20 protein-coding genes and 5 pseudogenes are annotated in these 25,042 nt (G+C 43.6%); 4 read left to right on the forward strand and 21 right to left on the reverse strand.

The annotated features are described in order from the left end of the window. Positions 1-5: 5 nt before the first annotated feature. The 11 genes from yunB to FKV70_RS16210 all read right to left on the reverse strand — a co-directional run bounded on the left by yunB (position 6) and on the right by FKV70_RS16210 (position 11,792). Positions 6-755: a sporulation protein YunB gene (gene yunB / locus FKV70_RS16160; RefSeq protein WP_142613517.1), complete on the reverse strand. Its 750-nt coding sequence runs from the start codon at positions 753-755 to the stop codon at positions 6-8. A gap of 194 nt (positions 756-949) precedes the next feature. Next, positions 950-1,885, reverse strand: a complete 936-nt coding sequence (locus tag FKV70_RS16165; RefSeq protein ID WP_142613480.1) for an aldo/keto reductase — start codon at positions 1,883-1,885, stop codon at positions 950-952. Positions 1,886-1,975: 90 nt separating this feature from the next. Continuing rightward, a complete protein-coding gene (locus tag FKV70_RS16170) occupies positions 1,976-2,665 on the reverse strand; it encodes a DNA alkylation repair protein (RefSeq protein ID WP_142613481.1) in 690 nt (229 codons plus the stop codon). Between the two features lie 19 nt (positions 2,666-2,684). Next, positions 2,685-3,302, reverse strand: a complete 618-nt coding sequence (locus FKV70_RS16175; protein WP_142613482.1) for a DNA-3-methyladenine glycosylase family protein — start codon at positions 3,300-3,302, stop codon at positions 2,685-2,687. Positions 3,303-3,363: 61 nt separating this feature from the next. Then, positions 3,364-4,179 carry an SPL family radical SAM protein gene (locus FKV70_RS16180; RefSeq protein ID WP_142613483.1) on the reverse strand — a complete coding sequence of 272 codons (816 nt, stop codon included), beginning with the start codon at positions 4,177-4,179 and terminating at the stop codon, positions 3,364-3,366. 15 nt (positions 4,180-4,194) lie between these two features. Further along, positions 4,195-4,734: a methylated-DNA--[protein]-cysteine S-methyltransferase gene (locus FKV70_RS16185; protein WP_064798011.1), complete on the reverse strand. Its 540-nt coding sequence runs from the start codon at positions 4,732-4,734 to the stop codon at positions 4,195-4,197. Next, positions 4,715-5,320, reverse strand: coding sequence for a bifunctional transcriptional activator/DNA repair enzyme AdaA (locus FKV70_RS16190; protein ID WP_142613484.1), 606 nt, complete (start codon positions 5,318-5,320; stop codon positions 4,715-4,717). The genes FKV70_RS16185 and FKV70_RS16190 overlap by 20 nt, the downstream gene beginning before the upstream one ends. 137 nt (positions 5,321-5,457) lie before the next feature. Next, positions 5,458-6,888 (reverse strand): alanine/glycine:cation symporter family protein, encoded by a 1,431-nt coding sequence (locus FKV70_RS16195; RefSeq protein WP_142613485.1) that lies wholly within the window; start codon positions 6,886-6,888, stop codon positions 5,458-5,460. A 220-nt stretch (positions 6,889-7,108) separates the two neighbouring features. Further along, on the reverse strand, positions 7,109-8,998 hold the full coding sequence (locus FKV70_RS16200) for a beta-glucoside-specific PTS transporter subunit IIABC (RefSeq protein WP_142613486.1): 1,890 nt from the start codon (positions 8,996-8,998) through the stop codon (positions 7,109-7,111). Between the two features lie 247 nt (positions 8,999-9,245). Next, a complete protein-coding gene (gene licT / locus FKV70_RS16205) occupies positions 9,246-10,076 on the reverse strand; it encodes a BglG family transcription antiterminator LicT (RefSeq protein ID WP_142613487.1) in 831 nt (276 codons plus the stop codon). Positions 10,077-10,346: 270 nt separating this feature from the next. Next, positions 10,347-11,792, reverse strand: a complete 1,446-nt coding sequence (locus FKV70_RS16210; protein ID WP_142613488.1) for a 6-phospho-beta-glucosidase — start codon at positions 11,790-11,792, stop codon at positions 10,347-10,349. Positions 11,793-12,252: 460 nt separating this feature from the next. Between FKV70_RS16210 and FKV70_RS16215 the strand changes: the two are divergent. The 4 pseudogenes from FKV70_RS16215 to FKV70_RS27025 all read left to right on the forward strand — a co-directional run. Continuing rightward, positions 12,253-13,294 (forward strand): annotated as a pseudogene (locus FKV70_RS16215) (L-fucose/L-arabinose isomerase family protein); the annotation flags it as partial. Next, a pseudogene (locus FKV70_RS16220) lies at positions 13,294-13,689 on the forward strand (transketolase); the annotation flags it as partial. The pseudogenes FKV70_RS16215 and FKV70_RS16220, both read left to right, overlap by 1 nt. Positions 13,690-13,691: 2 nt before the next feature. After that, a pseudogene (locus FKV70_RS16225) lies at positions 13,692-14,249 on the forward strand (transketolase family protein); the annotation flags it as partial. After that, a pseudogene (locus FKV70_RS27025) lies at positions 14,246-14,399 on the forward strand (PTS sugar transporter subunit IIC); the annotation flags it as partial. The pseudogenes FKV70_RS16225 and FKV70_RS27025, both read left to right, overlap by 4 nt. Positions 14,400-14,490: 91 nt before the next feature. Here FKV70_RS27025 and FKV70_RS16235 read toward each other — a convergent pair. The 10 genes and pseudogenes from FKV70_RS16235 to FKV70_RS16280 form a co-directional block, all read right to left on the reverse strand. Then, positions 14,491-14,934: an RNA polymerase sigma factor gene (locus tag FKV70_RS16235; RefSeq protein WP_244310761.1), complete on the reverse strand. Its 444-nt coding sequence runs from the start codon at positions 14,932-14,934 to the stop codon at positions 14,491-14,493. A 75-nt stretch (positions 14,935-15,009) separates the two neighbouring features. Beyond that, positions 15,010-15,649, reverse strand: a pseudogene (locus FKV70_RS27115) (polysaccharide deacetylase family protein); the annotation flags it as partial. A 111-nt stretch (positions 15,650-15,760) separates the two neighbouring features. After that, complete coding sequence (locus FKV70_RS16245; RefSeq protein WP_142613489.1) at positions 15,761-16,975, reverse strand: ABC transporter permease; 1,215 nt, start codon at positions 16,973-16,975, stop codon at positions 15,761-15,763. Then, positions 16,972-17,709, reverse strand: coding sequence for an ABC transporter ATP-binding protein (locus FKV70_RS16250; RefSeq protein ID WP_142613490.1), 738 nt, complete (start codon positions 17,707-17,709; stop codon positions 16,972-16,974). The genes FKV70_RS16245 and FKV70_RS16250 overlap by 4 nt, the downstream gene beginning before the upstream one ends. Beyond that, positions 17,706-19,166 (reverse strand): efflux RND transporter periplasmic adaptor subunit, encoded by a 1,461-nt coding sequence (locus FKV70_RS16255; protein ID WP_142613491.1) that lies wholly within the window; start codon positions 19,164-19,166, stop codon positions 17,706-17,708. Before FKV70_RS16255 ends, FKV70_RS16250 begins: the two co-directional genes overlap by 4 nt. Before the next feature lie 35 nt (positions 19,167-19,201). After that, a complete protein-coding gene (locus FKV70_RS16260) occupies positions 19,202-20,311 on the reverse strand; it encodes a TolC family protein (protein ID WP_142613492.1) in 1,110 nt (369 codons plus the stop codon). Positions 20,312-20,493: 182 nt separating this feature from the next. Continuing rightward, positions 20,494-22,506 carry an ABC transporter permease gene (locus FKV70_RS16265; protein WP_142613493.1) on the reverse strand — a complete coding sequence of 671 codons (2,013 nt, stop codon included), beginning with the start codon at positions 22,504-22,506 and terminating at the stop codon, positions 20,494-20,496. Then, entirely contained in the window at positions 22,472-23,251 is a 780-nt protein-coding gene (locus tag FKV70_RS16270; protein ID WP_142613494.1) for an ABC transporter ATP-binding protein, read from the reverse strand. Before FKV70_RS16270 ends, FKV70_RS16265 begins: the two co-directional genes overlap by 35 nt. Positions 23,252-23,351: 100 nt before the next feature. Beyond that, a complete protein-coding gene (locus FKV70_RS16275) occupies positions 23,352-24,338 on the reverse strand; it encodes a sensor histidine kinase (RefSeq protein ID WP_064798002.1) in 987 nt (328 codons plus the stop codon). Beyond that, positions 24,335-25,036, reverse strand: a complete 702-nt coding sequence (locus FKV70_RS16280; RefSeq protein WP_142613495.1) for a response regulator transcription factor — start codon at positions 25,034-25,036, stop codon at positions 24,335-24,337. The genes FKV70_RS16275 and FKV70_RS16280 overlap by 4 nt, the downstream gene beginning before the upstream one ends. Positions 25,037-25,042 lie beyond the last annotated feature (6 nt).

A 25,042-nucleotide genomic window follows, 5' to 3' on the forward strand; every position in this document is an offset into this window, starting at 1 on the left:
CTTCTTTATGGCGTTGAGGATTGATTAAGGGAGTTGGGGGCTTCCTGTATCTCTGGACCACTTTCCATACTGGAATCTACAGCGCCGCTGCTCTCTATAGAATGAGAAGGCAATGCCAACTGTGGTGCGGTTCCTCCATTTTTGCCGACAGGCTTACCCTGATTGTCATAATAGTACATCGGGACGTTGCCCACCACCAGCAAATAAGAAAGCGGAATTTCCGTCTCCACAATCTGAGGTTGCATCTCAAACGGTATAACCACAGACACTTCTGTCGTAATTCGAATGTACACTTCCACCAAGATCATATTGATGCCCGCGTCCTGCTGACGTGTATTTAAATCCACCTTGATTGCTCCATGTGGCTCCACCTTTAGGGGAACCTTGGGTCCATAAGCTGCCAGTAGCGGACTTCCCAATGCCTGCCCAATCGGAACACTCTCATCAAAATGGCTCATACTATCCATCGTTGCCTTGACTGCTTTGAGCGTGTCTGACGTAATTCTCATATGCTCCGCATAATTTAGAACAAATCCAGAGGTTCTCCCTTGTGTATCCGTTCTCCATTCAATGAGGTTATCAGCAGTCTTCCCCTGCTCTACTTGTGCAGTAATGGCTGAATTAATAGCCTCTGTCGCCATTTGTTTGACCCGCACTTTGGCCAGGTGCATCATGGGCGGCTTCAAATGCTGTTCCACATAGGCAGCCATCTGTACAATTCCTACCAGCAGCGCCAACACCACAATGAGCCACATCCTGTGCCTGCCGCTACCGAGTCGTCTCCTGCCCGGTCTGCTGTACCATTGCGGTTTTCTATTCATTCTGATCCCCCCGCAGCGATGAGCTTACTTTAGAAGGATATGCCACACATAAACGAAAAAGAAGCCGCCCGTCCGGCAGCTCCTCATGGGGGAAACATATATTATTTCAACTGCGATCTAACTCACACTCATGATTGGAAAATGCGATCAATCTTTTCGATATCAGCCTGACTCAGTTGAACCTCCAACGTTTTCAGATTCGCCAGAACCTGCTCTGGTCCCTTTGCACCTGGAATGAGGGCATCGATCGAATCGCGGGTCAAATACCAAGCGAGCACCACATGAGCAACCTCTGCATTCAACGCATTGGCAATCTCACGTACCTGCTCTACTTTGTCCAAATTACGAGCAAAAGCTTCTCCCTGGAACAATGGATCTTTCGCTCTGATGTCCGTGAAGGTCATGTCTTTCGTATACTTACCACCTAGCAATCCCGAAGCTAGCGGGAAATAGGGCACAAACGAAATGCCATTTTCCTTGGTATAAGGCAGCAGATCCTTCTCAGCTTCCCGTTGCAACAAATTATAATGGGATTGAAGCACATCTACATAGCCGTCACTATTCGCATCCTTAAGTTGTTCAATGGAAAAGTTAGACACACCAATAGCTCTAATTTTGCCTTCATCCTTGAGCTTCTTCAGTTCTCCGACTGCTTCTGCCTTCGGCGTAGCTTCATCCGGGAAATGGATATAGAACAGATCAATATAATCTGTCTGTAATCTTTTCAGACTGGATTCGACGGATTCACGCAAAAAAGCAGGCGAGTTGTCAAAAACAACCTCTCCGTTCACAAATTTATGTGCTCCCTTGGTCGCAATAACCGCTTCATCACGTTGGCCGCGTTCCTTTAGCACCTCACCGATCAACCGCTCTGAGTGCTCAGGTCCATAAATAAAAGCCGTATCCAAAAAATTGATGCCGTTATCCAAAGCTGTGCGAACGACTTCTTTACCCGTTTCATTGTTCAAACCGGAAAAAAGATTATGACCTCCTACCTTATTCGCACCCAATCCGATGGGTCTTACATACAGATTTGTTTTGCCAAGACGCACTTGCTCTGCCAATTCACGTCATCTCCTTTTCGAAAGTTACTTCCATTTTATTATTAGATTCCAAAAAAAGCAAAGTACGCACCTGACTGATGGAGCCCCATCCTATTTTCTTTTTCGCTTCATACTACGAATGGTCGTTTTTGTGGCCTGATCCACCCGATATGATTCTGTGATTTTTTGCAGAGCCTTGTTGAAAGTAAAATCATCCAATGTGTTATGACTTAAATACATCATCGTTACCTCTGGCAGCTTGATATAACAGATAGATATCGCCCAGGCTACCGCCATTTGTACATAATAATGTTCACGATGAGTCTGATCTAGCAAAGTAAGCACCCGGTTAATATACTGTTCCTCAACATAAAAATTCAGCAGCATCACCACACCAAACCGAATCTCATATTCTTTCTTGGAGAACAGATAGGGCTGAATAAACTCCCATACTCTTTCTTTATGTTGTTTAGTGATTTTCAATCCGGCACAGAAACTATCACATACGGACCAATTATCAATTTTAGGGACAAACTTGGCGGTATAACTTAAAACTTCCTCTATATCTGTTTTTACAGAGCCAATCACCATACCTTGCAGCATCACTTCTTCAAAGTGTTCGCTTTCAGCGGTGTCCAGATAGAGACGCCAATCTCCTTTGGCAATATTTTGAGCCAGCTTACGCAGCACGGGCAGACGTACACCCAGCACATTATTAATCGTCGGAAGCAATGCAGCCGTGAATTTCTGAAAATCTGTATCTACATGGGACAGTATCTGTTCTCTGATGGTCTTCTCCATATTTCCCACTCCCTGTTTACTAACGAAATGAAATACTCCACAAATAAATGGAGGCCACTGAACCATAAGGCGAATACACTTGGCGATACTCCTCAAATTGCTGCTTGGTCAGTGTATCTAAATGGTACAACTTCATCATTCCCCGCCGAATAGCCATATCGCCCCAGCTGACGACGTCCGGACGTTCCAGGCAATTAATCAGCATCATCTCAGCTGTCCAAGGGCCTATCCCTTGCAGCGAGGATAATTTCTGGATCACCTGTGGATCGGAAAGCTCATACAATTCCTGTAAATCCAACAATCCCTGCTCGATCGTTTGGGCTATATTCAGGATACATGCAGCTTTTTTCATGGTGATGCCGCAGCTTTGAATATCCTGAACCGTCTGCACAGCTAAATTCTGTGGAGTAATCGCGCCTAGTTTCTCCTGCATCCTTGCCCATATGGTCTGAACCGCCTTCGCCGAAATAAGCTGTCCCACAATGGCATGAACAAGCGCTGCAAACAGGTCGGGAATGATTACCCGTTCCACCTTGCCTATTTGTGTTATAGCGGTACCTAGTACGGTATCTGCTGTTTTCAAGTAATTAATTTCCTTTTCCCCATAGTCAAAGTTTTTGGTCATTACCGTTCCCACTTCTTTTCCCGCCCCCCCTTGTATCATTCACTTTTCATATAATGGCATAGGTTGTTTTCTATCAGGGTTCAAAGCCTTCTTTGCTCACATAGAGCTGTTCTTCAGGAAAAACATGAAGAAAACGCTCATAAACCGCCTTATAGGCGGCAGGGTGATACCATTGTTCCAGCCCCAATGACTCGTACAGCGCACCAATGTTCAAGCTGCGTGTCCGCCTTCCCCCGCTGCCGTCTCCCATAAAATAATCATCAATACAGACACGGTTAACCAGAGGCACGAGCTTGTCTGCAAAATGCTCACTGCTTGGCAGCATCGGAGCAATGGTAGCTTGCGTCGGTACACCTGCCTCTTTTAAAAGTTGCAGCGTTTGGAGACGAGCCTGGATGGGAGGAGCTTCCGGGGTGAAATGTTTTCGTATATCCTCGCGGTCTGTTTCTATCGTGATACTCACGCGCACACGTTCCTTTAATTGAAGCAATACGTCAGTATCTCGTCGAACAAGCGGACTCCGTGTCTGAACAAACAGAAAATCCGGCGGATCTTCCACCATCACTTCCAGCAGAGATCGGGTCACCTCTTCCTTGTACTCGGCCGGCTGATAAGGATCCGTGCTTGACGACATAAAAATCGTGACTTTTCCTTTGGAGTTGGCCCTACGAAGCTCCTTGCGAAGAATATCTGCTGCCTGTTTTTTAATATCAACCCATGTCCCCCAAGCTTCCTTACGAAACGTAGAGACTGGCAATTGGCGTACATAGCAATACGAGCAACCAAAGGTGCAGCCGGTATACGGGTTCAACGAGTGCGTATAGCCTGACAAGAAGCCGGTCCCTTTATTCAAAAGAGTCTTGGGGGATTTATAATATTCATTTTTCATACCTAACCTCCCAGACTACAAACGAACTGACTGTCGTGTACGATTTTTTTCTAGCTGCAACAGCTTCACCTTCATGTCCAGACCCCCACGATACCCGGTCAAAGCTCCATTCTTACCAATGACCCGGTGACAAGGGATCGTGACCAAAATCGGATTAGCGCCGATGGCAGCACCTACCGCACGAACAGAGGACGGCTTGTGAATCGCATTGGCAATGTCTGAATAAGATTGTGTTTCCCCATACGGGATATTATACAGCGCGTTCCATACAGCCATTTGGAATGCAGTCCCATGAAAGTCAACAGGCAATGTAAAATGTATACGCTCTCCTTGGAAATATTCAATCAGCTCCTTCGCATAGGGCTGTAAAACGGTATCCTCTTCAACGAGAAGACTGCCGGGAAATCGACTTCCTGCCCATGCCATCAATTCCTCTACAGGTTGATTGAGTGAGCCAACATAACATAATCCTTCCGATGTGGCTGCCATATATAAATTCCAATCCTCATGTGCCAATAATGACCAATAGATCGTTTTATTCATTGGATATACCATGCTGTGTACCTCCATTTTGAGTTACTTTTGATTTGAGTTGACGATACTGGAACGGGGTGTAGCCTGTATTCTTTTTAAACAACGTAATAAAGTAAGGGGTATTGGACAGACCTACGTTCTCCCCGACTTCTGCCACAGATTGATGTGAGCAGGTGAGCAGCTTCTTCGCTTGTTCCAGTCTAGTACGCTGTATATATTCCATCGGAGTGACATGCATGATTCGCTTGAAGGTACGATGTAAATGATACGGACTTCCATGACTTATCTCTGCCAAAATGTGCAATGTTAGGTCCTTCATATAGTTCGAACTTACGTATTCCGCAACTCCTGCGATCCAGTCATGATCAGGCAACCGTTGTCCTGTCGGTTTACATCTTTTGCATGGACGAAATTGCGCAGCCAGAGCCTGCTCTGCTGATGTAAATATACGGATGTTCTCTCTTTTAGGAGGTCGGGATTTGCAGGAGGGGCGACAGAATATTCTTGTTGTTTTCACAGCGTACAAAAATACGCCGTCATAAGACTTGTCGTTTTCTACAATAGCTCTCCACCTGTCGTCTGTTATGGATAAATCGGATGTGCTCATGTTAATCCCCTCTCTTGGGCAATGCACCCTTCCTCATATCCAAATTATAAACTAATTAGTGAACATATGTACCCCTCTTGGAATGTAAAGGCAAGATAACGAAAAAAAGATGACTCCGCGCGGAGCCACCTTTGATTTTAGTGTGACCAGTAATCTGCATTTGAAATCCCTGCCTTCTTCGGATCAAATACCGGGTCTATCCCTTGCCTCCGTTGCCGTTCGTAATCCTTAAGCACCAGAAGCGCAGGCTTGGCCAGGAGGATCATAGCAATCAGATTCACCCACATCATAATACCGACCCCTATATCCCCCAGTGTCCACGCCAACGCAGATTCCTTGACAACCGTTCCATAGAACGTCGAACCCAGAATAACCAGCTTTAACAGGAACATAGGCCATTTGGCTTTACGATCGGCAATCAGGTAGGCCATATTCGTTTCAGCGATATAATAATAGGCGATAATGGTGGTAAAGGCGAAAAAGAACAATGTAATGGACAAAAGACTCGACCCAAAACCCGGAAATACCGATTCGATGGCAGCCTGTGTATATTGAGTTCCTTCTTCAACACCCGGAAGATGCTGCACAATATAGCCCCCACCTGGTCCCTTCACATTGTACATCCCTGTAAACAAGACCATGAAAGCCGTAGACGTACAGACTAAAAAGGTATCTACATATACAGAAAATGCTTGAACCAGTCCTTGCTTTGCCGGATGAGACACTTCTGCGGCGGCGGCTGGATGGGCACCAGAGCCTTGTCCTGCTTCATTCGAATAAATGCCTCGTTTTACCCCCCAGGCAATGGCTGTCCCTGCTATACCACCGAACACTGAATCGATACCGAAGGCACTGCGAAAAATAAGGGCAAATACATCGGGAAGCGCAGTAATGTTCGTCATCATAATATAGAAAGAGACAAGGATGTAGCCAAGTGCCATGAAGGGTATGACTACCTGTGCCACATTGGCAATTCTTTTTACACCACCAAATATGATAAGCGCCAGCAACACGACAACTACTATCCCGGATACCTTCATATCCATACCAAACGAACTATGAAAAGCTACCGCAATCGAATTCGATTGAGTTCCCGGCAACAGTAAACACATAGCGACCAACGCTACAACTGCGAAAATAACCGCAAACCATTTTAAGCCTGTCCCTTTTTCAATATAAAAGGCCGGGCCGCCTCGATACTGACCATCACGCTTTACCTTATAGATCTGAGCCAGTGTAGATTCAACAAACGCAGTGGCCGATCCGATAAAAGCCATGACCCACATCCAAAATATTGCCCCGGGTCCCCCCATACCGACTGCCAGTGCAATCCCCGCAATATTCCCCGTTCCTACACGTCCTGATAACGCCATCGTAAAGGCCTGAAATGAGGATACACCTGCATCAGAACTTTTCCCTTTAAAGACAAGGCGAATCATCTCTTTGAAATGTCTGATTTGCAGAAATCGAGTCATAATTGAAAATAATAGCCCCACGCTCAAACAGACATATACCACAGGATTGCTCCAAATGACGCCATTTACTGCCTCTGCCCACTTCTCTAACATTCCTTGCATTTCCCCCTGATCCATCAATTCATATTCAGTTAATGTTTTCAGAAAATTCTTCATATTTACAAGAAATTATAGATTAGTTTTTACAACCGTACAAGCTAATTTAATTGACATATTGTCAATTACAAATCGACTTATCTGCTACCAGAAAGGACGACAAAAAAGCTCTGAGGACCCAAAAAAGTGGATCGTCAGAGCTTGGTCTTTAAGAAATTCAGGCGATATCTTCTTGCACATTTGGAGCACTAGATAGTTTCAACAGCGGTGCCTGCTCAGCTACCTGCCCTTGAGAGATTGGGAGAATTTCCGTATATTCAGAAGAATTTGTGATGATAACCGGCGTAATCGTAGGATAACCCTCTGCTTTGATTTGCTCAACATCAAATTCGAGCAGCAGATCTCCCGCTTTAACTTGATCGCCTTCTTTAATATAGGAAGTAAAATGTTTACCGTCCAGCTTAACCGTATCTACTCCGACGTGAATTAGAACTTCTGCGCCCTGATGCGAAACCACTGCCAACGCATGCTTTTTCTTGAACGCCACCGTAATGGTTCCATCGAACGGGGCTACGACTCTGCCTGTTGTCGGCTGGATGGCGATACCTTTACCCATAGCTTCTGAAGCAAACGCAGGATCGGGAACCTCCGACAGGGCAACCACAGTTCCTTCAATCGGGCTTAGTACCTCTTCATTAGAAACTGCAACTGTAGAAGTCGACTCTTTAGTCGAATTGTTAGTGGTTTCTTCCTCTTCAACTGGATCTTCGAAGCCTAAAATATAAGTCAAGATAGCTGAAACCAAAAATGAAACGGTAATCCCTAAAATCAATCCCGGGAAGCCTTGTCCACCAGGACCGTAAAAGATCGGCAAGGTCAGCAAGCCAGGTGCGCCAGAGGCAAATGCTTGCGTCCCAGCTTGGCCAATAATGGCACCACCAACAGCACCGCCGATAACACCGGCAATAAACGGGCGCTTCAGCGGCAGCGTAACCCCATAGACCGCTGGCTCTGTGATTCCGAACAACGCAGTAAGTGTAGCAGAACCTGCTAGCGTTTTCAGCTTTTTATTTTTCGTTTTCAGCATGACACCAAACGCTGCGCCGGTTTGAGCAAAGATGGAAGCCGCAGCAGAAGGCTTAATACCGTCTCTGCCGTTAACAGCAATGTTATTAATAAATACAGGTACAAGACCCCAGTGAACACCGAAAATAACGAGCAACTGCCAGCAAGCACCAAGAATTGCTCCAGCCAGCAGCGGACTAAAGCTGAACGCAGCAACGAGCGCGGTAGCGATTGCGTTGCCCACATACACCCCAACTGGACCAAAAACCATCAGGGTCAGAGGAAGCATAATTACAAGTAGAATCAAAGGTGTAATAAAGTTTTTGACGCTCTCATGGATCAGTCGATTGCACCATTTTTCCAGCTTACTCATGACAATAACGGCTAAAATAATTGGAATAACGGTCGATGAATAACTCATCATCACAATAGGAATACCGAAAAAGTCGGTTGCGGTACCTTCTGTTTTCAGCGTAACAATCGTCGGGTACAGCAGCCCTCCGGCAATGGTCAAAGCAACGAAGATATTACCTCCGAATTTCCGTGCAGTTGTAACCGCTAACAAGAGCGGGAGGAAATAAAACAAGCTGTCAGCCGCAGCATACAAAATCATATAAGTCGTGTCTTTCGGAACCAGCCAGCCGAGGTTGCTCGCAATCAGCAGCAGACCTTTCAAGATACCGGACCCCGCCATCACCCCGAGCAACGGTGCGAAAATACTGGAAATCACGTCGATTACAGCGCCAAACCCTCTCTTTCCTTTAGCTGAATTCTCTTCTTTTCCAGTTTCATTCAAAATATTGGATACTTGGCCGATGGCATTATATACTTCTGGTACTTTATTGCCGACCACAACCTGGAACTGACCACCGTTTTGCTTGACCGTAATAATTCCATCGGTTTTCTCCAGCTTTGCCTTATCTGCTTTCGCCTCATCTTTTAGCACAAAACGCAGGCGCGTAGCGCAATGTACAAGCGATACTACATTTTTTTCGCCGCCTACCAGGTGCACAATTTCTTTAGCCAGTTTTTCATAACTCATGATGGACACCTCCATGTTCTAAGGGGGCTTTTTACATATTTAGGCACACAAAAAACCTAAGCCTTGAAAAATGGTGGGCATTTGAGTCCCGCAATTTTTCATGACTTAGGTTTTGCCTGCATAACCAGTAACAATCCCAGTTAAAACTTATTAAATTCCTGTTACTCACATAATATATTTAATCTACCATATTTGTCAACAAAAACATTTGAATGTATATTTTTAGTTTTTTGCTGAAAAGTTCAACTTATCTATTCACCACTCGTTCAATATGCACGGTTAAATACAGCTTTTCTTCGTTCGTCAATTCGTGACCGTATTCTTTTTTTACAAAGGTTCCGATTTTTTCGGTACAAGCGGCTGCTTCCTTGTGCTTTTCCTTTATCATGTCATACAAATGGTCATAGTTATTTTCATAGTGATTTCCCTTAAATACGCGCTGGGCGAAAAATTTCAGATGCGTAATAAAGCGGAAATAACTCAAAGAATCCTCGTCAAAATCCACCTTAAAATGGTACTTGGCGATATTGATAATTTGCTGGATGAACTTCGTAATATTCATGGTCGTAATGACTTCCTCATTCATTTCAGCATTCACGATATGAAGGGCAATATAAGCTGCTTCATCCACAGGCAGTTCAATATCGAGCTTTTGCTTGATTTGTTCCAGCGTTCTCAGACCAATCGCGAATTCTTCCTTGTATAGCTGCTTGATTTCCCACAATAATGCGTTTTTAATTTCTAGACCTTCCCGGTACCTTTCGATAGCAAAATTGATATGATCGGTCAGAGATACATAAATATTTTCGTTCAGCTTTCTATTCAGATTATGCTTGGCGTCATTAATGACTTCCTCCACGATCACGATCAAATCCAGCGGTACCTCGCGCAGCAGCATTTTGAAATTATCGGATGTCTGCTTGTTTTTCAGCGCAAATACCTTCTGAATTCTGGTTTCATCTACTTTGTCTCCAGGTTTTTTCTTAAAAGCAATCCCCCGGCCCATGACCACAAGTTCTGTACCGTCCGTCTGGTAGACACTAATTACATTGTTGTTGATGACCTTTGCTATATTCATCTCGATCCCCCGTTCCCTATGCCAGCAAGAGCCACTCATTGCTCCATCTTGTTTATTGCAAACAAAAAAACCGAAGCACGCCAAATAAACTAGAGTGTAAAACTCGCTTATTCGTGGCTTAGGTTTTGCCTGCTATGCAGTAACAATCCTAAAAAATGATGGAATTGCGTCAAGTATAGCCCGAAAAGGAACGATTGTCAACGCTTTCAACCAAGAAACGAAGATCGGAAATCCCTATGGATTCGGGACATCCGATCCTATTTTCTTGTCTTATGATAATTCGCCGAGATTTTCGCCGTCGGAATGAATTACGTTTTTGTACCAGTGAAAGCTTTTCTTTTTAATACGCTTCAACGAACCGTTGCCTTCGTTGTCACGATCAACATAAATATAACCATAGCGTTTTTTCATCTCTCCGGAGGAAGCGCTGACAATGTCAATCGGTCCCCAGCTGGTGTAACCGATAATTTCGACTCCGTCCTGAAGAGCCTCACCCATTTCGGCAATATGCCGCTTGAGATAGTCGATTCGGTAATCGTCATTCACTTCCCCTTCAGGTGAAACCACGTCATTGGCACCAAAGCCATTTTCCACTACGAAAAGAGGCTTTTGGTAGCGATCATGTAATTGGTTGGCTGTGATGCGGAATCCTTTTGGATCGATCGTCCAGCCCCATTCAGACTTGTCTAAATATGGGTTAGCCACGGAGCCGAATACATTACCGCTGGTCATATTTTTAACAACTTCTGGATCTGTGCTAGTTGTCCGGCTTGAATAATAGCTAAATCCGATGTAATCCACGGTGTGATTTTTCAAAATGGCTGCGTCGCCCGATTCCATTTCGATGTTTAACCCGTGATCCTTGAAGAAGCGCTTCGCATAACCAGGATATTCGCCGCGTGACTGTACATCAATGAAGAAGTAGGATTCGCGATCTTTTTCCATCCCCTGATACACATCTTCCGGATTACATGTATACGGATAGAAGCTGCCAGCAGCAAGCATACAGCCAATTTTCGCATCTGGAATGATCTCGTGACATGCTTTCACCGCCAGCGCACTTGCCACAAGCTGATGATGCGCCGCCTGGTACTGAATTTGTTTAACGTTTTCACCTTCTTGAAATACAAGCCCGGCACCGAGAAACGGCAAATGAAGCAGCATGTTAATCTCATTAAATGTCATCCAATATTTTACTTTATCCTGGTAACGAGTAAATACAGTTTTGGCATAGGTTTCAAACAAACCTACCAGTTTCCGGCTGCGCCAGCTTCCATATTTCTCGATCAGGGCTACTGGTACGTCAAAATGAGCAAGAGTCACAACCGGCTGAATGCCGTGTTTATGCAATTCGTCAAATAAATCATCGTAAAATTGCAGCCCTGCTTCATTGGGAACAGCATCTTCTCCAGTTGGAAAAATACGAGCCCAGGCAATGGAAACACGCAGTGCCTTGAAACCCATTTCCGCAAATAGTGCAATATCCTCGCGATAGCGGTGATAGAAGTCAATGGCTTCGTGGGAAGGGTAGAATTCGCTTTCAAGTTGAGTCAGCGAAGGAACATTCCCTTTCATTATGCCTCTTCTCTTCTCTCCGGTAGGCAGCAGATCCACCAGACTCAATCCTTTACCGTCTTCCAAATAAGCGCCCTCAGCCTGGTTGGCAGCAAGAGCACCGCCCCATAAAAAGTCTTTAGGAAAAACATAGCTGGACATAAAAGTTCTCCTTCCAAATGTGTAATAAAAGGGGAACCAATAAGGGGGGGAATAATAAAAAAACCCAAACCAGCCTGATTACACTTGTATGTGCAAACAAGCCGATTCAGGTTATGCCCTATCGGTAACATCCCATGAAAAGGTTATTCATATTTGATTGAAACTCTAACAAAGTTTTAGGAACCTGTCAAATTCAATGGATATGATAATTGCGAATATCTGATCATAAAGGAGAATCATATATACGTTATTCACTCTAAACAAGATACATATTTTTAGTTTATTTTCGCTAAATAACTAAACTAAAACAACTAATTTTTATAAACAAGCTAATTAACAGCGGTTTATAGAGGTGATACGATGGCCTCGGAAATAAAATAACATATAACTTATTTACTTTAGTTTAGTTTTGTTTATCGTGGTTTCAGTTTATTTACTTCTAGTACAAGGAGAGTTATTCATGAAAAAGCTGAAACTGGGTTATGCGCCTACTCGACGTTTCACCTTCAGTGCCGAGGATGCATTCCGCTACAAAGTTGCCATTCGTCAAAGGACTTAATGAAGAAGGTTTGCTGTATGACGATCATATTAATGCTGATTTGATTATTAAACGTTTCAAGGAAGAGGAAGTGGACGCTGTTTTCTTCCCCCACTGCAATTTTGGTACCGAGGATACGGTTGCCCGCGTGGGCAAGACGATTGGCAAGCCGGTTCTATTGTGGGGTCCACGTGATGAGGCTCCTCTAGCCGACGGGATGAGATTGCGGGATACCCAGTGTGGATTGTTCGCCAGCGGAAAAGTGCTTCGCCGCTTTAATGTCCCTGTTACCTATATCACAAACAGTCGTGTAGCTGATGCGGTATTTGAACGAGGTTTTAACAACTTTATCTCGGCTGCCAATGTAGTACGACAGTTCAAAAGTTTACGGATTCTCCAAATAGGTCCTCGTCCTGCTTCCTTTTGGACCATGATCTGCAATGAAGGAGAACTGCTGGAGCGATTCGGTATTGAAATTCATCCAATTACGCTAGTAGATATTCAGCTCCGTTCAACGAAAATTGCATCCGGGAGCAGTGCTGAGCTTTCAAAAGCGATAGATTATATCAAAGAGAAGCTGGATTACAGTGAAGTCACCGAAGAAGATATCAGACGCATCGCAGCCCTTAAAGTAGCCATGAAATCCTACGCTATCGAACCGGGAAGCACAGCCATCGCCATCCAATGCTGGTCCTCCCTCCAGGAAGCCATGGGAATTATGCCTTGTCTGGCAAATGCCATTTTGACAGATGGACAAATTCCAGTCACCTGCGAAACCGATATTCACGGAGCAATTACTTCGGTTATGGTACAAGCGGCTGCGATGAACGAGTTCCCTACTTTTTTTGCTGATATTACGGTACGTCACCCTGAAAACGAAAATGGAGAGCTTCTTTTCCACTGCGGAAATTTTCCGGTTTCCATGTCTATTGAGAACAAACCCAAACTGCGCAAGCACTTCCTGTGCTCACTATTATTCATCGTGCCAAAACAGGGTATACAGGAGGTTCATTGAGCAATACGGATATACTCACCGCCCTATACTACGAAATCATGAATATTGATATCGCTAATCCAAAATGGGAGGAACGCGACCGCTTTATTGCCAGCAAAGGACATTCCGTCGAATCCTTATGGTGTATTCTCGCTGACCTTGGTTTCTTTCCTAAAGAGGAGCTGGAAACCTATAGCCAATTTGGTACCCGTCTGTTTGGACATCCAAACAATAAAGTTCCTGGTATAGAGATGAATACAGGCGCATTGGGCCATGGCCTCCCCATCTCCATCGGCATGGCACTGGCTGCCAAGCGTGACGGACGATCCTACCGTGTATTCTGTCTAATGGGTGACGGGGAGCAAACGGCGCACTGGGGATGTCCCATCACTCTGTCCAGGATATTGCTGTAGCCCGAGCGATTCCTGGTTTGATGGTCTTACTCCCCGCCGATCGTCATGAAACCAAAAAAATGACCGAAGCGCTGGTTCAGCATGAAGGAGGCGCTTATGTACGAATCGGACGTAATGCGGTTGGGGATGTCTATCCGTCCGATAATTACCCATTTGAGATTGGAAAAGCTGTCACCTTACAAGAAGGATCAGACATTACCCTGATTGGCACAGGTGAGACGGTCCGTATCATTCTGGATGCAGCTGCGTTGCTCCAGCAGATGGGTGTGAAAGCTCGTGTTCTCAATATACACACCATCAAGCCACTTGATGAGGAAGCGATCATCGCCGCAGCCCGGGAAACGGGAGGTATTGTCACCGTGGAGGAGCATAGTGTATTTGGCGGCTTGGGTGCTGCTGTAGCAGAAGTGGTGGTTCAACATCAACCCGTTCCTATGAAAGTGCTAGGCATACCGGATGAACCGGCGATTGCCGGCAAAACAGCTGAGGTCTTTGAACATTATGGACTTACCCGCCTTTCGGCACCCCTATCTTTGCTCTGGGCTTCATTGAGGGCAGTTGGAAGAGTGCTGGACAAGCAGGCTCTGAAGAAGGAACACGAAGCGCAAGCACAATTGGAAAAGCAAGCAAGTGAAGCCACAGCAAATCCCGTGATCCTATAATAGAAAAAAGGCAGAAGCGGCGAACGGATATACAGTCGCCGTTTCTGCCTTTACAATCGTTAGGAGAAGAAGCATTGGATACAACTAATGTCTAGGAGATATATCTCAACTTAATACGTTGGGAAGCTCTGTGAAGTGAAGACTTCACTGCATTTTCACTCTTATTTAAAATTCTAGCCGTTTCCTTTATAGAGTATCCTTGGACTACACGCAATTTAAGTACCGTTCTTTGTTCCGTGTTACTTGCCAGCAAAAGAATTCGGTTAACCTCCTCCTGAATTTCAAAATCGAAGGTATCCCAGTGACCGTAGACCTGCTCCTTACGTAAAATATAGTCCTCCATCTTTTTTCGTTTTCTTATGACATCTATAGCTAAATTCTTAGCAATTCTCATAAGATAAAATCGAATACGGTCTTCTGGCAAATCAGGCGAAGCTCTTATAAACCGAACAAAGCACTCATGCAGCAAATCTTCGGCATCCTGTTTGTTATGCAATATCCTCAATAGATAGCCAAAGAGATCTGATTTTTGCAAGATACATATAGATCCTCTAATTCTTTAATATCCATATTATTGCTAATCCCCTCTGTTTTAATTGGAATTGGTACGTTACTTGATCGTCTTAAATTCATATCCCTGTTTTTTTAAATAGCTAATGATTTCAGGCAAGGCTTTGGCTGTTTCTTCCTTCCCATAAGTGTCATGCATGAGCACCACTGCTTTTTCTCTATTCCCCATATTCCTCATGAATTCGCTAATTAATTGTTCAGCATTTTTAGGTGCACCTTCTGCATCTTTAGGTAACACGTTCCAGTCAATCTGATGATAATCCTTATCACGTAAAGCTTTGTCCAGCACTTCCATACCATTGGGATCGTTTCTCTGCCATGTCATATGACCGCCCGGAAATCGAATCACCCTTGTCGAAAAGTCCTGCCCCAATACTTGCTTTAAAATAACCGTAGTCATGGGAGTAGGTATGATTTCCGATCGCATGTCCTTCCCTAATCAATCTTTTTGTTATTTTCTTAGTCACTTCATTTTCCTCTACTGCTTTTCCTACTAAAAAAAACGTTGCTTTCACATTCTCTTCTTTAAGAATATCTAATATTTTAGGCGTTACGGTAATCGAAGGACCATCATCAAAAGATAAATAGACTACTTTTTTACCGTTGATCCCCTCAGGTCGCTGCCCTTGCATTTGCTGGTTTAAGTACTTTTCAACAAATGCTGCATCTTCACACCCGGAACATTTTGTAGAGAAGATTCGTTCCCTTTGGATTTGTTATTTAGTTTGTCGTTGTTCCTCCAAAATCTAGAAGCAGTTCACGTTTTATGTTGCGACCATCTGCCTATTCAATTATTCGTATCTCAATGCATCTATTGGTTTTAATCTTGCTGCTTTATAAGCCGGGTATACCCCAAATAGAATACCTGTGCCTGCAGAGCTAAGAAACGAGTATAGGATCGGCGAGATTGTAAATTCAATAGTCATGTGTGTCGTTGCTTCGATAATTTTGGAGGCGCCTATGCCTGTAACAACCCCGAGCATTCCCCCCAGTAGACCAAAAATGACAGCTTCGGACAGGAATTGAACCATAATATCTCTCGGCTTGGCACCGATGGCTTTTCGAATGCCGATTTCTTTCGTACGCTCTATAACCGATACCATCATAATATTCATAATTCCAATTCCCCCAACCACGAGCGAGATCGCCGCTACACCTCCCAGCAAGCTGGTCATAATATTATCTACACCGGATGCTGCACCTGCTGCTTCGGACAGGCTCATCACTTGAAATTGATCCGGTTCCGAAGGTTTTAGCTGATGCGTCACACGCAAGCTTTCCAATATGTCTGATTGAGCCTGGTTCATCAAGCCCGGTGACTTGGCGGATACCTCCAGACCAGTAATGTTTTTCTCCCCCAGACGGTTCATCATGGTTGTAGCCGGGATATAAATTTGATCATTTGTACTGTAGCTAAACTTCGAAACAGGCTGAGGATTCAATACTCCGATCACTTTGAAAGGGATCTGTTTAATTTGAAACGTTCGTCCCAATACGCCTTTGGTATCTCCACCAAAAAGACGTACAACCGCTTGGCTTTCCAGAATGGCAACATTCCTACGTTTATCCATCTCATCGTTGGTAAATGTTCTACCCCCGGTAAAGGAAAACTTTTCAGTCTTATAAAATGAAGCAGATGTCCCTACAATGGTTGCATTATAGTTATATCGCCCCCATGCAGCTTTTGAACTGCTTGAAATGCGGGGCATCATTGCTGCAATCGAACTCTTTTGCTCCAATGCCTCGACATCTGTCCACGTAAATGAGGGCAAGGTATCCTGATTTATTTCTTCCTCAGTCATTGGCATGACGGGAGCAACCGTAAGCACGTTATTCCCTAACTTATTGATTTCCTCCTTAATACTGGCCTTTGAGCCATTCCCGATGGCCATAATGGCAACCACCGCTGCCACTCCGATAATAATACCGAGTAACGTTAAAAAGGAGCGCATCTTGTTGGTAGTTAAGCTATTCATCGATATACGGATCGTTTCCATCAAATTCATAGACTTACCACCCTTGATGAAATTCGTCTATTCTTAATCGGCTCATCTCGCTCAATGTTACCATCCCGAAAGCTGATCAATCGTTTGGCATATTCCGCTATTTCCAGTTCATGAGTAACCAGAACAATGGTTTTTCCTTGCTCATTCAAGCCTTGGAACAGCTCCATAATCTCGATGCTTGTTTTCGTGTCCAGTGCGCCCGTAGGCTCATCCGCCAGCAGAATGACCGGATGATTCACCAAGGCTCGGGCGATGGAAACCCGCTGCTGCTGACCGCCAGAGAGCTCATTAGGCTTGTTATACATCCGTTCTGCAAGACCCACCATCCGAAGCGCCTCTATAGCTCTTTCCCGACGCTCCTTGGCAGGAACACCTGCATACATCATAGGCAGCTCCACATTTGCTAAAGCTGTAGTACGAGGCAGCAGATAAAATTTCTGAAATACAAAACCTAGCTTCTCATTTCTAATCTCCGAAAGTTCATTTTCACGAGCATCTAATATGGAATATCCATCCAGGTAGTATTTACCTGTATCCGGATGATCCAGACAACCAATGACATTCATCATGGTGGACTTGCCTGAACCAGAGGGTCCCATGATAGCCACAAACTCACCTTCGTTAATAGATAAGTTCACACTGCGTAGAGCTTGAATCTCCTGCCCGCCTACCTCATATCTTTTTTTCAATTCTTTAATTTCAATCACGGTTTTATTGGATTGCGTTTCGCTCATTGTGCCTGCCCCCCTCCACTGCCATTCGGGTCAGCACTGCTGTTCTGAGGAGGAATCACAATGGTTTCACCTTCTTTGACACCGGATTTGATTTCGGCCTGATCGGCTGTGTAGACACCCAGTTTCACCGGTCTAAACTCATAATCCGCTGGATTCGCCGCGTTCTTCGCCACATATACTCCATCCACACCGCCTTCAGACCTCAAGGCATACAATGGTACAGACAGCGCATTTTTGTGTTCAGCTAATAGTAGGGATACATCCATATTCATCCCCGGTTGCAGCCTTATGTTTTGGCTATCCAAAGACAATTCAATTTTGTATGTAGTCACATTGGATTCCGTCACCGGTTCTGGTGAAACAAAGCGTACTTCGCCTTTAAATGGTTTGTCTGGGAATGAATTCGAGTGCATTGTCGCCTGAAGTCCAGTCTTCAATTTAGCAATATCACTTTCGTTAACCTTGGCAAGAACCTTCATAACCCCTGTGTTGGAGTTATTCATGACAATAAAAGGTGCAGTAGGACTAGTGCCTACATCGCCGTTGACCTTCAAAATGATTCCGTCCCACGGCGCCGTAACCTGCAATTTACTCAAAACACTTTTCTTCTGCTCTAGTGCCGTTTCAGCCTGCAATAAAGAAGCTTGTGCAGATTGGATGTTGGAAACTTCAGGCGGGGACTGGGCAGCCTTTAATTGTATTAAGGCTGTTTTATAGCCCATTTCCGCCTCTTCGATCGCCTCAGTTTGCTTGGTCTGTGCTTTCTTGTATTGCAGCTCCGCATTGCTCATATCCAGTTTTGCCTTGTCCAGATTTTGCTTGGCTGTCGCCAGGTCACTTTCTGCAGCCGCATCATTCTGAACCAGATAAGCCTGGTCATCATAATCCTTTTGGGCTTTATCCAAAGTCACCTTGGCTGCCTCCTTTTGTGCAGCAGCTTCCTCTAATTCCATCGCGTTCTTGGCTGTTTTAATCGCCATCTGCGCCTTCAAGACATTGGCTTTCTGTAACTCGATATCATTGGGCTTGGGTCCGCGCTTGGCTTCTTCCAGTTTGGCCCTTGCAATCGCGACATTGGATTCGGCATCCTTAATTTGCAGCCTAGCGTCCGAATCATCTAATCGTGCTAGAACCTGACCTGCTTTAACGCTATCCCCTGCTTTGACATTGACAGCGATGAGTTTGGCACCCTCGACATTTGTAAAATTAATATTTACTTCCTTGGACGCCTGAACGGTTCCAGTCACGGCAAGCGACTCGGTTATGTTAGCTTTCTGTACCTGTACCACCTGGTTCGCCGGAGCCTCCACAGGCTTTCCCTGATCCCTTTTCATGTAGAGCGTACCGCCAATTCCCGCTATAATGAGCAAGACCAGAATACCTATGCTCCTTTTCACTCTTCTTTTTTTTCTTAATACTTGTAATGAATCTTTATCTTTCTTTTCTGTTTCCGACAATGTTATATCCCCTTAAATAGTATTTTTTCCAAATCCTATACACTCCACGGCTTGTTTAAAGCATGTTGCAGTAGCGTCATTTGAACAACGAGCTCATCCATATTCCGTTCAATTTGCTTTACTTTCAACTGATTTGTAGCGACCTCCGTGCCCGTAGCAAACCCACGTTCCTTTCTTTTGCGAGAAATATCCAACACTTTATTAAGGTTCTGTAGATTACTTCGCATTTGCTCGTATTGTTCTTCATTTTGCTGTAAGTTAAAGTACATACTCTTCAGTGTTTCTGCTAGTTGATCCTTGGTATTTTCCAGCCCGCCTTCTGCTGAATCTACATCAATCTGCTTAATCTCATAATCATCAGTTCCTGAATTCCAGGTGTAATATTTAATTTCCATTTTGGCCAGCTTGACTGCCTCCTCCTGTCTCCATACTGAAGGACTCGCCGAGATGGCACGCGTCACCAGCGTATCCAAATCCGTGTTATCCATCTTCCGGTAAACTGGCCGATCCACCAGTTCATATAACGTTCCTTGGGACTGCCCCATTTGTGTATTAAGGGAGTCTAGCGCTTTTTGCAGCGCAGCTTTTGCAATGTCTACATTTTTTTGAGCCTCTATACGAGTCTGAATAATCGTACCTCGATCACCTGGAGAAATTTTTCCACGGTTGGCCTTCGCTTCAGCAGCTTTTTCTTCCAATTGCGCGAGCAAAAGTGCATCCTCACTACTCTTGACTTTGTTATCAGCCAGAAGTACGTCATAATAGTTTTTAATGGCAGCGTAGTCTGTCTGATCTTGGGCAAGTTCGATTTGCTTTTTGGATTCCAAATAAGAAACTGTCGATGAGGCATACCCCTTCCATGCTGAACTACTAGCCGCATCTTCTTCACTGTTGCCTTGACCTGCCGGAATGAAATCCAGATTCTTGCCTGCATTTTTCAGCATAATTCGGTTACGATCTATCGTTTGCTGGGCTTCCCTCAAGTTAAAGCTATTGGATCGTGCCCATTGCTGGGCTTGATTCAGTGTTAATTTCACACTCGCTTTGCTAATCTGCTGCTGCGCCTCCTCTGCTTGAACAAAGGACGCTGATAAAGAACTAGCCGACAAGGCGAGCAGCAATAAAATGAACATACGTTTTTTCATAGATATCCCCACTTTAAAAATATGGTAACGACTCAAATTAGTTTATTAATATGTTGTTATATGAATTGCATGTTTTCTTCTGTATCCCACTTGAGACCTTACCTTCTATTCGGTGCAAAATTCCAGAAAGGAGGAACACCGTCCTGCCCTTCTGCAACTTTTCACACACAACGTACCGTTCCTTATAGTATCTTTAAATCTAATTGACGAAGATACAGAGAACGTACAATAAGAAAAGAAAGAAATTGGATGGCCCAGAAGCACAGCATAATCTGAATCAGCGTAAGATGAACGGGTACTCCATATACTCCAGATGGTTCTGACATCACTATACAAAGGACTATCCCTAAAGTTGATACGATTAATGGCAGAAGAAACAGGAAAGCAATTTGTCTGGAAGCCGATTGTCTCATTTCCCTTGAGTTTAGTCCGATTTTTGATAAAGCTCGGTATATTTCTTCATCTCGCTGAAGATCTACATACAATCTGAAATACAACAGGCTTACCGTACTAGCCAACATAATAATGGCGATAAATCCGCCAATAAATTCACTAATAACCAGATCCATTTCTGATGTTAAATAGTCGACGGCCCTAGAGTTAAGCACCCCTTTATTCACCTTGTTGGCCAACACGGAATACAACCATACCTCCTGTTGAGTTTCAAAGGTTTCTAAGGAAAGCTGGCCATTCTTCCATTTTGGCACAAAATAATAAGTAGATTTATAGGCCAACGGATCATTGAAATACCGATGTTCAATTAAATAGTCGTAAGTTCGATCAGAAACAACAAGTAGCCTTCCTAGTTCAGAGATGATATTTCCATCAAACTTCAGGTTATGATCTATCATCAGAGTATCCATAATCTGAAGATTCGTCATATGAGATTTCCCTTGCTTGTAAGTTAGCTTTTTTTCAAAAAAGGTTTTCTTTTCTTCGAAAGACATCCCGTCTGGATCGAAAAGGAAAAAGCCTTGATCCTCCCGAAGCGTAGGTACCTGTTTTAGCTTCTTAAACTTGGAAGCAAGTGCTTCATAGTTGGATTGTTTCATTACAGGTACCATCTGTTCACGAAAGGGAAATATCAGTACTTCACTTTTCGAATAATCTACCCCAGCATGATGAAGACTTTGGTCAATCTCATTCTCGAGATTTATGGAACTTACAGCATCAGAAAAAAATGCGAATGAATAAGACTGATCCCTAAAAAATCTTTTTTGCTGCTGCATAGAGTCAAAATTTGAAGCTGCTCCTACACAGAAAACGATAGAGATCAAGGTAATTAATGAGAAAAGCCCAGCGTTCTTCCTCATTTTATATGTGATCTCAGATAACCATAACAAACGCGATCCGCTCCAAGACCAGTTCCTGTTAGCTCTAAGCAATTGAATGAATAGTACACATGATTGAGTATAAAATAAGTAAACACCAAGAGATCCCATTACAACTGTATATTTAAAGGTGTCTCCACCCGAATAGTGCAATATATAAAAGGAAAGGGTCCCTAAACGATACGGTGCTAGATAAATGTAAGGTGAAAAATCAAGCTTCATTAAATATACAGCCGCTCCGATTAATACTATGGCAAGAATGGACAGACTCCATAAAGCTTTAGGCTCTTTGTTAAGCTGAGGAGCCTTGCTAAAAAGCTGCTGTAGTTTAAAACGTCGGATGAAAAACACAGACACAAGTGAGATCAATATAAACAAAAACATGAAACCGATTCCTGTAAAAACCAGTGCTTTCCAAGGAAAATAAAATCTTAAATATATTCCTGTGATTTTGGACCCCAAAAGCAGAAAAAACTTTGCTGAAACAAATCCCCCAATCATACCAGTAACCAATGATAAAAAGCCTATAATTAGATTTTCAAAAGCTATTAAAAAATATATTTGTCTATGACTTGCGCCTAAAATGGTGAGTATACCAAATTCTTTCTTACGTGCAGCAACAAAGATATTGTTTGTGTATAATACGAAAAAAAAGGAAAATACAAAAATCAACAAATCCGCAACCTGTAATCCCTTTTTTACGTTAGCTGCTGTGATTACATTCGAGACATCCGGGTGAAAAATAAATACCGCATATACAAAAAAAATCGTAATCATCAAGGAGCTACTTAAATAATAAGGAACGTAAGCACGCGCATTGCGTTTGAGATTATTCCATGCTAACAGACGAAAGCTCATGTGCATGTCTACTTCCCCCCAAAAAGGAGAGCATATCTATGATTTCCTGAAAAAATATTTGCTGACTATGACTACGACGGATTTCATTATATAACTCACCATCTTTAATAAAAATGACCCGGTCGCAATAGCTGGCTTCCAAGGCGCCGTGTGTTACCAGCACAATTGTAGAATAGTCTACACGGTGGATAAGGCTCAGCATTTCCATTACAACTCGCGAAGACTTGGAATCGAGATTTCCGGTTGGTTCATCTGCAAGCAGGAGCGAAGGAGAATGAATCATAGCCCTGCCTATGGCTGCACGTTGTTTTTGTCCCCCCGACACCTCATAAGGCCGTTTGTCCAAAACGTCTGTAATATCCAGTTTTTTCGCTACTTCTTCCAGTTTGTGCTCCATTTCCTTTAACCCTTTTTTATTCAGCATCAGAGGAAACAGTATGTTCTCTCCCAAAGTGAGGGTTTCCAGCAAATTATAGTCTTGAAATACAAGCCCCAGTTCTTTGCGGCGAAATAAAGCCAGCTTATCCTTCTTGAGCAGATGTGGAATTTCCCCTTTAATGCTAACCTCGCCAGAAGTCGGCATATCAATGGTCGAAATCATATTTAATAATGTTGTCTTCCCACTACCAGACGGACCCATAATGCCAACAAACTCACCTTGTTGAATCGTTAAATGGATATTGTTGAGGGCTCGGTGGGGAACCTTACCATAGTATATTTTGGTGACTTGATCCATTCGTACAATCTCCATCGTCCATTCCTTTCTTTTTCTATGTTATGATCATAATCCATCCGAATCAGAGCGTCGATCGATTAACCTTACAAAAACCTTAAATGTGTTGTAAGGTTTCTTATGGGTGTATGGGAAATAGAATTTCAACCGTCGTTCCTTCACCCACCGTCGATTGGAGTTGAATGTCATGATTCAGCCTTTTGCAGATTTCTGCCACCAAATAGAGCCCCATCCCGGTAGATTCACTATACTTCCGTCCGTTTTCACCTGTGTAATAAGCCTCAAATACCCGCTCTATATCTTTTTTAGGGATACCAATCCCCTCGTCCTGCACTTTCAGCACAATCACATGATCTCTTACGTCAGATATCAATTTCAGGCTGTGGGCATGACCTGAAGAGTACTTCACCGCATTGGTCACCAATTGATTAATGATAAATCTTAGCCATTTGGCATCGGTAATCACATTCAACTGCTCGTCCACTTCATTGGAAGGATAAATTTCATTGCGGATCAATAATCTTTTGTTATCATAAATCACTTCACCAACCAGCTTTCGTAATACAACAGGCTCCACATGAAAGTCTGGTTCAAAGGATTCCAATCGTGACATATACAAAATCATATCTAGTCCTTTGCCCATCCGATCAATCTCATCGTGAATCTGATCCGACTCGGGATCTATTTTTCCTCTGAGAATTAAATGAATTACAGATAAGGGCGTTTTCATTTGATGGACCCACTGATTTATAAACGTAATGTGATCACGCTGCTGATGCTCTAATTGATGAATTCGAGACTGGTACAATCGGTAAAATTGTAAAAGCAAATGCTGTAAAGCAGAGGCTAACGGATTAAGTACCTTCATCTGAATAAGCTCATCTAAATCTCTAATGTTAGCAGTGGATAATATTTGGTATAAACCAGAATACATGACGTACCGGAATAGCAAATAGACCAGCAATAGGATGAACCCAAAAAATACCGAATACAGGGCCGTCGACAAGTTACTATAACCATCCATCCAGTAAATACTCAGCACAAGAAAAAGTTGGATAATATTAAAAAGGATCATAGAAAAATGATCACGCCAAAACAGCTTCACTGTTCTTCCTCCTCAGTCAAGTGCAGCCGATATCCAGCTCCTCTAACCGTTTCTATAATATCCTCCAGCCCCAACTCAGCCAGCTTTTTACGGACACGAGTAACATAAACATTCAGTGTGTTTTCGCCTACATATTGGTAATCGTCCCATAAAGCCTCTAAGAGATGAACTCTCCCTACAACCTGCTTGGGATATGTCATCAACAGCTCCAGCAGTGCAGCTTCTTTATGGCTCATTTCTACCTGCTTGTCATAAAACACCAGCTCCATAGTATCAGGGTATAAAGTCAAGCCTGACACTGTTATGGAGTGTGTTTTTTGGGCAACTGCATATAAACCATAGGCACGTCGCAGATTGCTTTCTACTTTGGCTAACAGTACTTCGGGATGAAACGGTTTGGTAATGTAGTCATCAGCTCCGTTTTGCAAAGCTATGACCTGATCCATTTTATCGTCACGCGCGGATACAAACAGGATGGGACAAGTAGATTGAGTACGAATTTGCCTGCACCAATAAAAACCATCAAACCGAGGTAAATTCACATCCAGTATGACCAAATCAGGCTTTACCTCCTGGAAAGTACCCAATACTTGATCAAAATTTGAAACGACAACTCCCTGATAACCATATTTCTCAAGATAGGATTGGAGTAAGGAGCTAATTTGAGGGTCATCTTCTACGATTAATATTTTATGCATCGTGTT

Source organism: Paenibacillus ottowii (genome assembly GCF_006874425.1).
Taxonomy (GTDB): Bacteria; Bacillota; Bacilli; order Paenibacillales; family Paenibacillaceae; genus Paenibacillus; species Paenibacillus ottowii.

Excerpts from the sequence above, each read along its gene's own strand:
- FKV70_RS16245 (WP_142613489.1), bottom strand. The coding sequence starts at position 16,975 with ATGAATTTGATGGAAACGATCCGTATATCGATGAATAGCTTAACTACC.
- FKV70_RS16260 (WP_142613492.1), bottom strand. The coding sequence starts at position 20,311 with ATGAAAAAACGTATGTTCATTTTATTGCTGCTCGCCTTGTCGGCTAGT.
- FKV70_RS16170 (WP_142613481.1), bottom strand. The coding sequence starts at position 2,665 with ATGGAGAAGACCATCAGAGAACAGATACTGTCCCATGTAGATACAGAT.
- FKV70_RS16280 (WP_142613495.1), bottom strand. The coding sequence starts at position 25,036 with ATGCATAAAATATTAATCGTAGAAGATGACCCTCAAATTAGCTCCTTA.
- FKV70_RS16200 (WP_142613486.1), bottom strand. The coding sequence starts at position 8,998 with ATGAGTTATGAAAAACTGGCTAAAGAAATTGTGCACCTGGTAGGCGGC.
- FKV70_RS16270 (WP_142613494.1), bottom strand. The coding sequence starts at position 23,251 with ATGGAGATTGTACGAATGGATCAAGTCACCAAAATATACTATGGTAAG.
- licT (WP_142613487.1), bottom strand. The coding sequence starts at position 10,076 with ATGAATATAGCAAAGGTCATCAACAACAATGTAATTAGTGTCTACCAG.
- FKV70_RS16250 (WP_142613490.1), bottom strand. The coding sequence starts at position 17,709 with ATGAGCGAAACGCAATCCAATAAAACCGTGATTGAAATTAAAGAATTG.
- FKV70_RS16190 (WP_142613484.1), bottom strand. The coding sequence starts at position 5,320 with ATGAGCACATCCGATTTATCCATAACAGACGACAGGTGGAGAGCTATT.
- FKV70_RS16195 (WP_142613485.1), bottom strand. The coding sequence starts at position 6,888 with ATGTTAGAGAAGTGGGCAGAGGCAGTAAATGGCGTCATTTGGAGCAAT.
- FKV70_RS16180 (WP_142613483.1), bottom strand. The coding sequence starts at position 4,179 with ATGAAAAATGAATATTATAAATCCCCCAAGACTCTTTTGAATAAAGGG.
- yunB (WP_142613517.1), bottom strand. The coding sequence starts at position 755 with ATGTGGCTCATTGTGGTGTTGGCGCTGCTGGTAGGAATTGTACAGATG.
- FKV70_RS16265 (WP_142613493.1), bottom strand. The coding sequence starts at position 22,506 with ATGCACATGAGCTTTCGTCTGTTAGCATGGAATAATCTCAAACGCAAT.
- FKV70_RS16210 (WP_142613488.1), bottom strand. The coding sequence starts at position 11,792 with ATGTCCAGCTATGTTTTTCCTAAAGACTTTTTATGGGGCGGTGCTCTT.
- FKV70_RS16185 (WP_064798011.1), bottom strand. The coding sequence starts at position 4,734 with ATGGTATATCCAATGAATAAAACGATCTATTGGTCATTATTGGCACAT.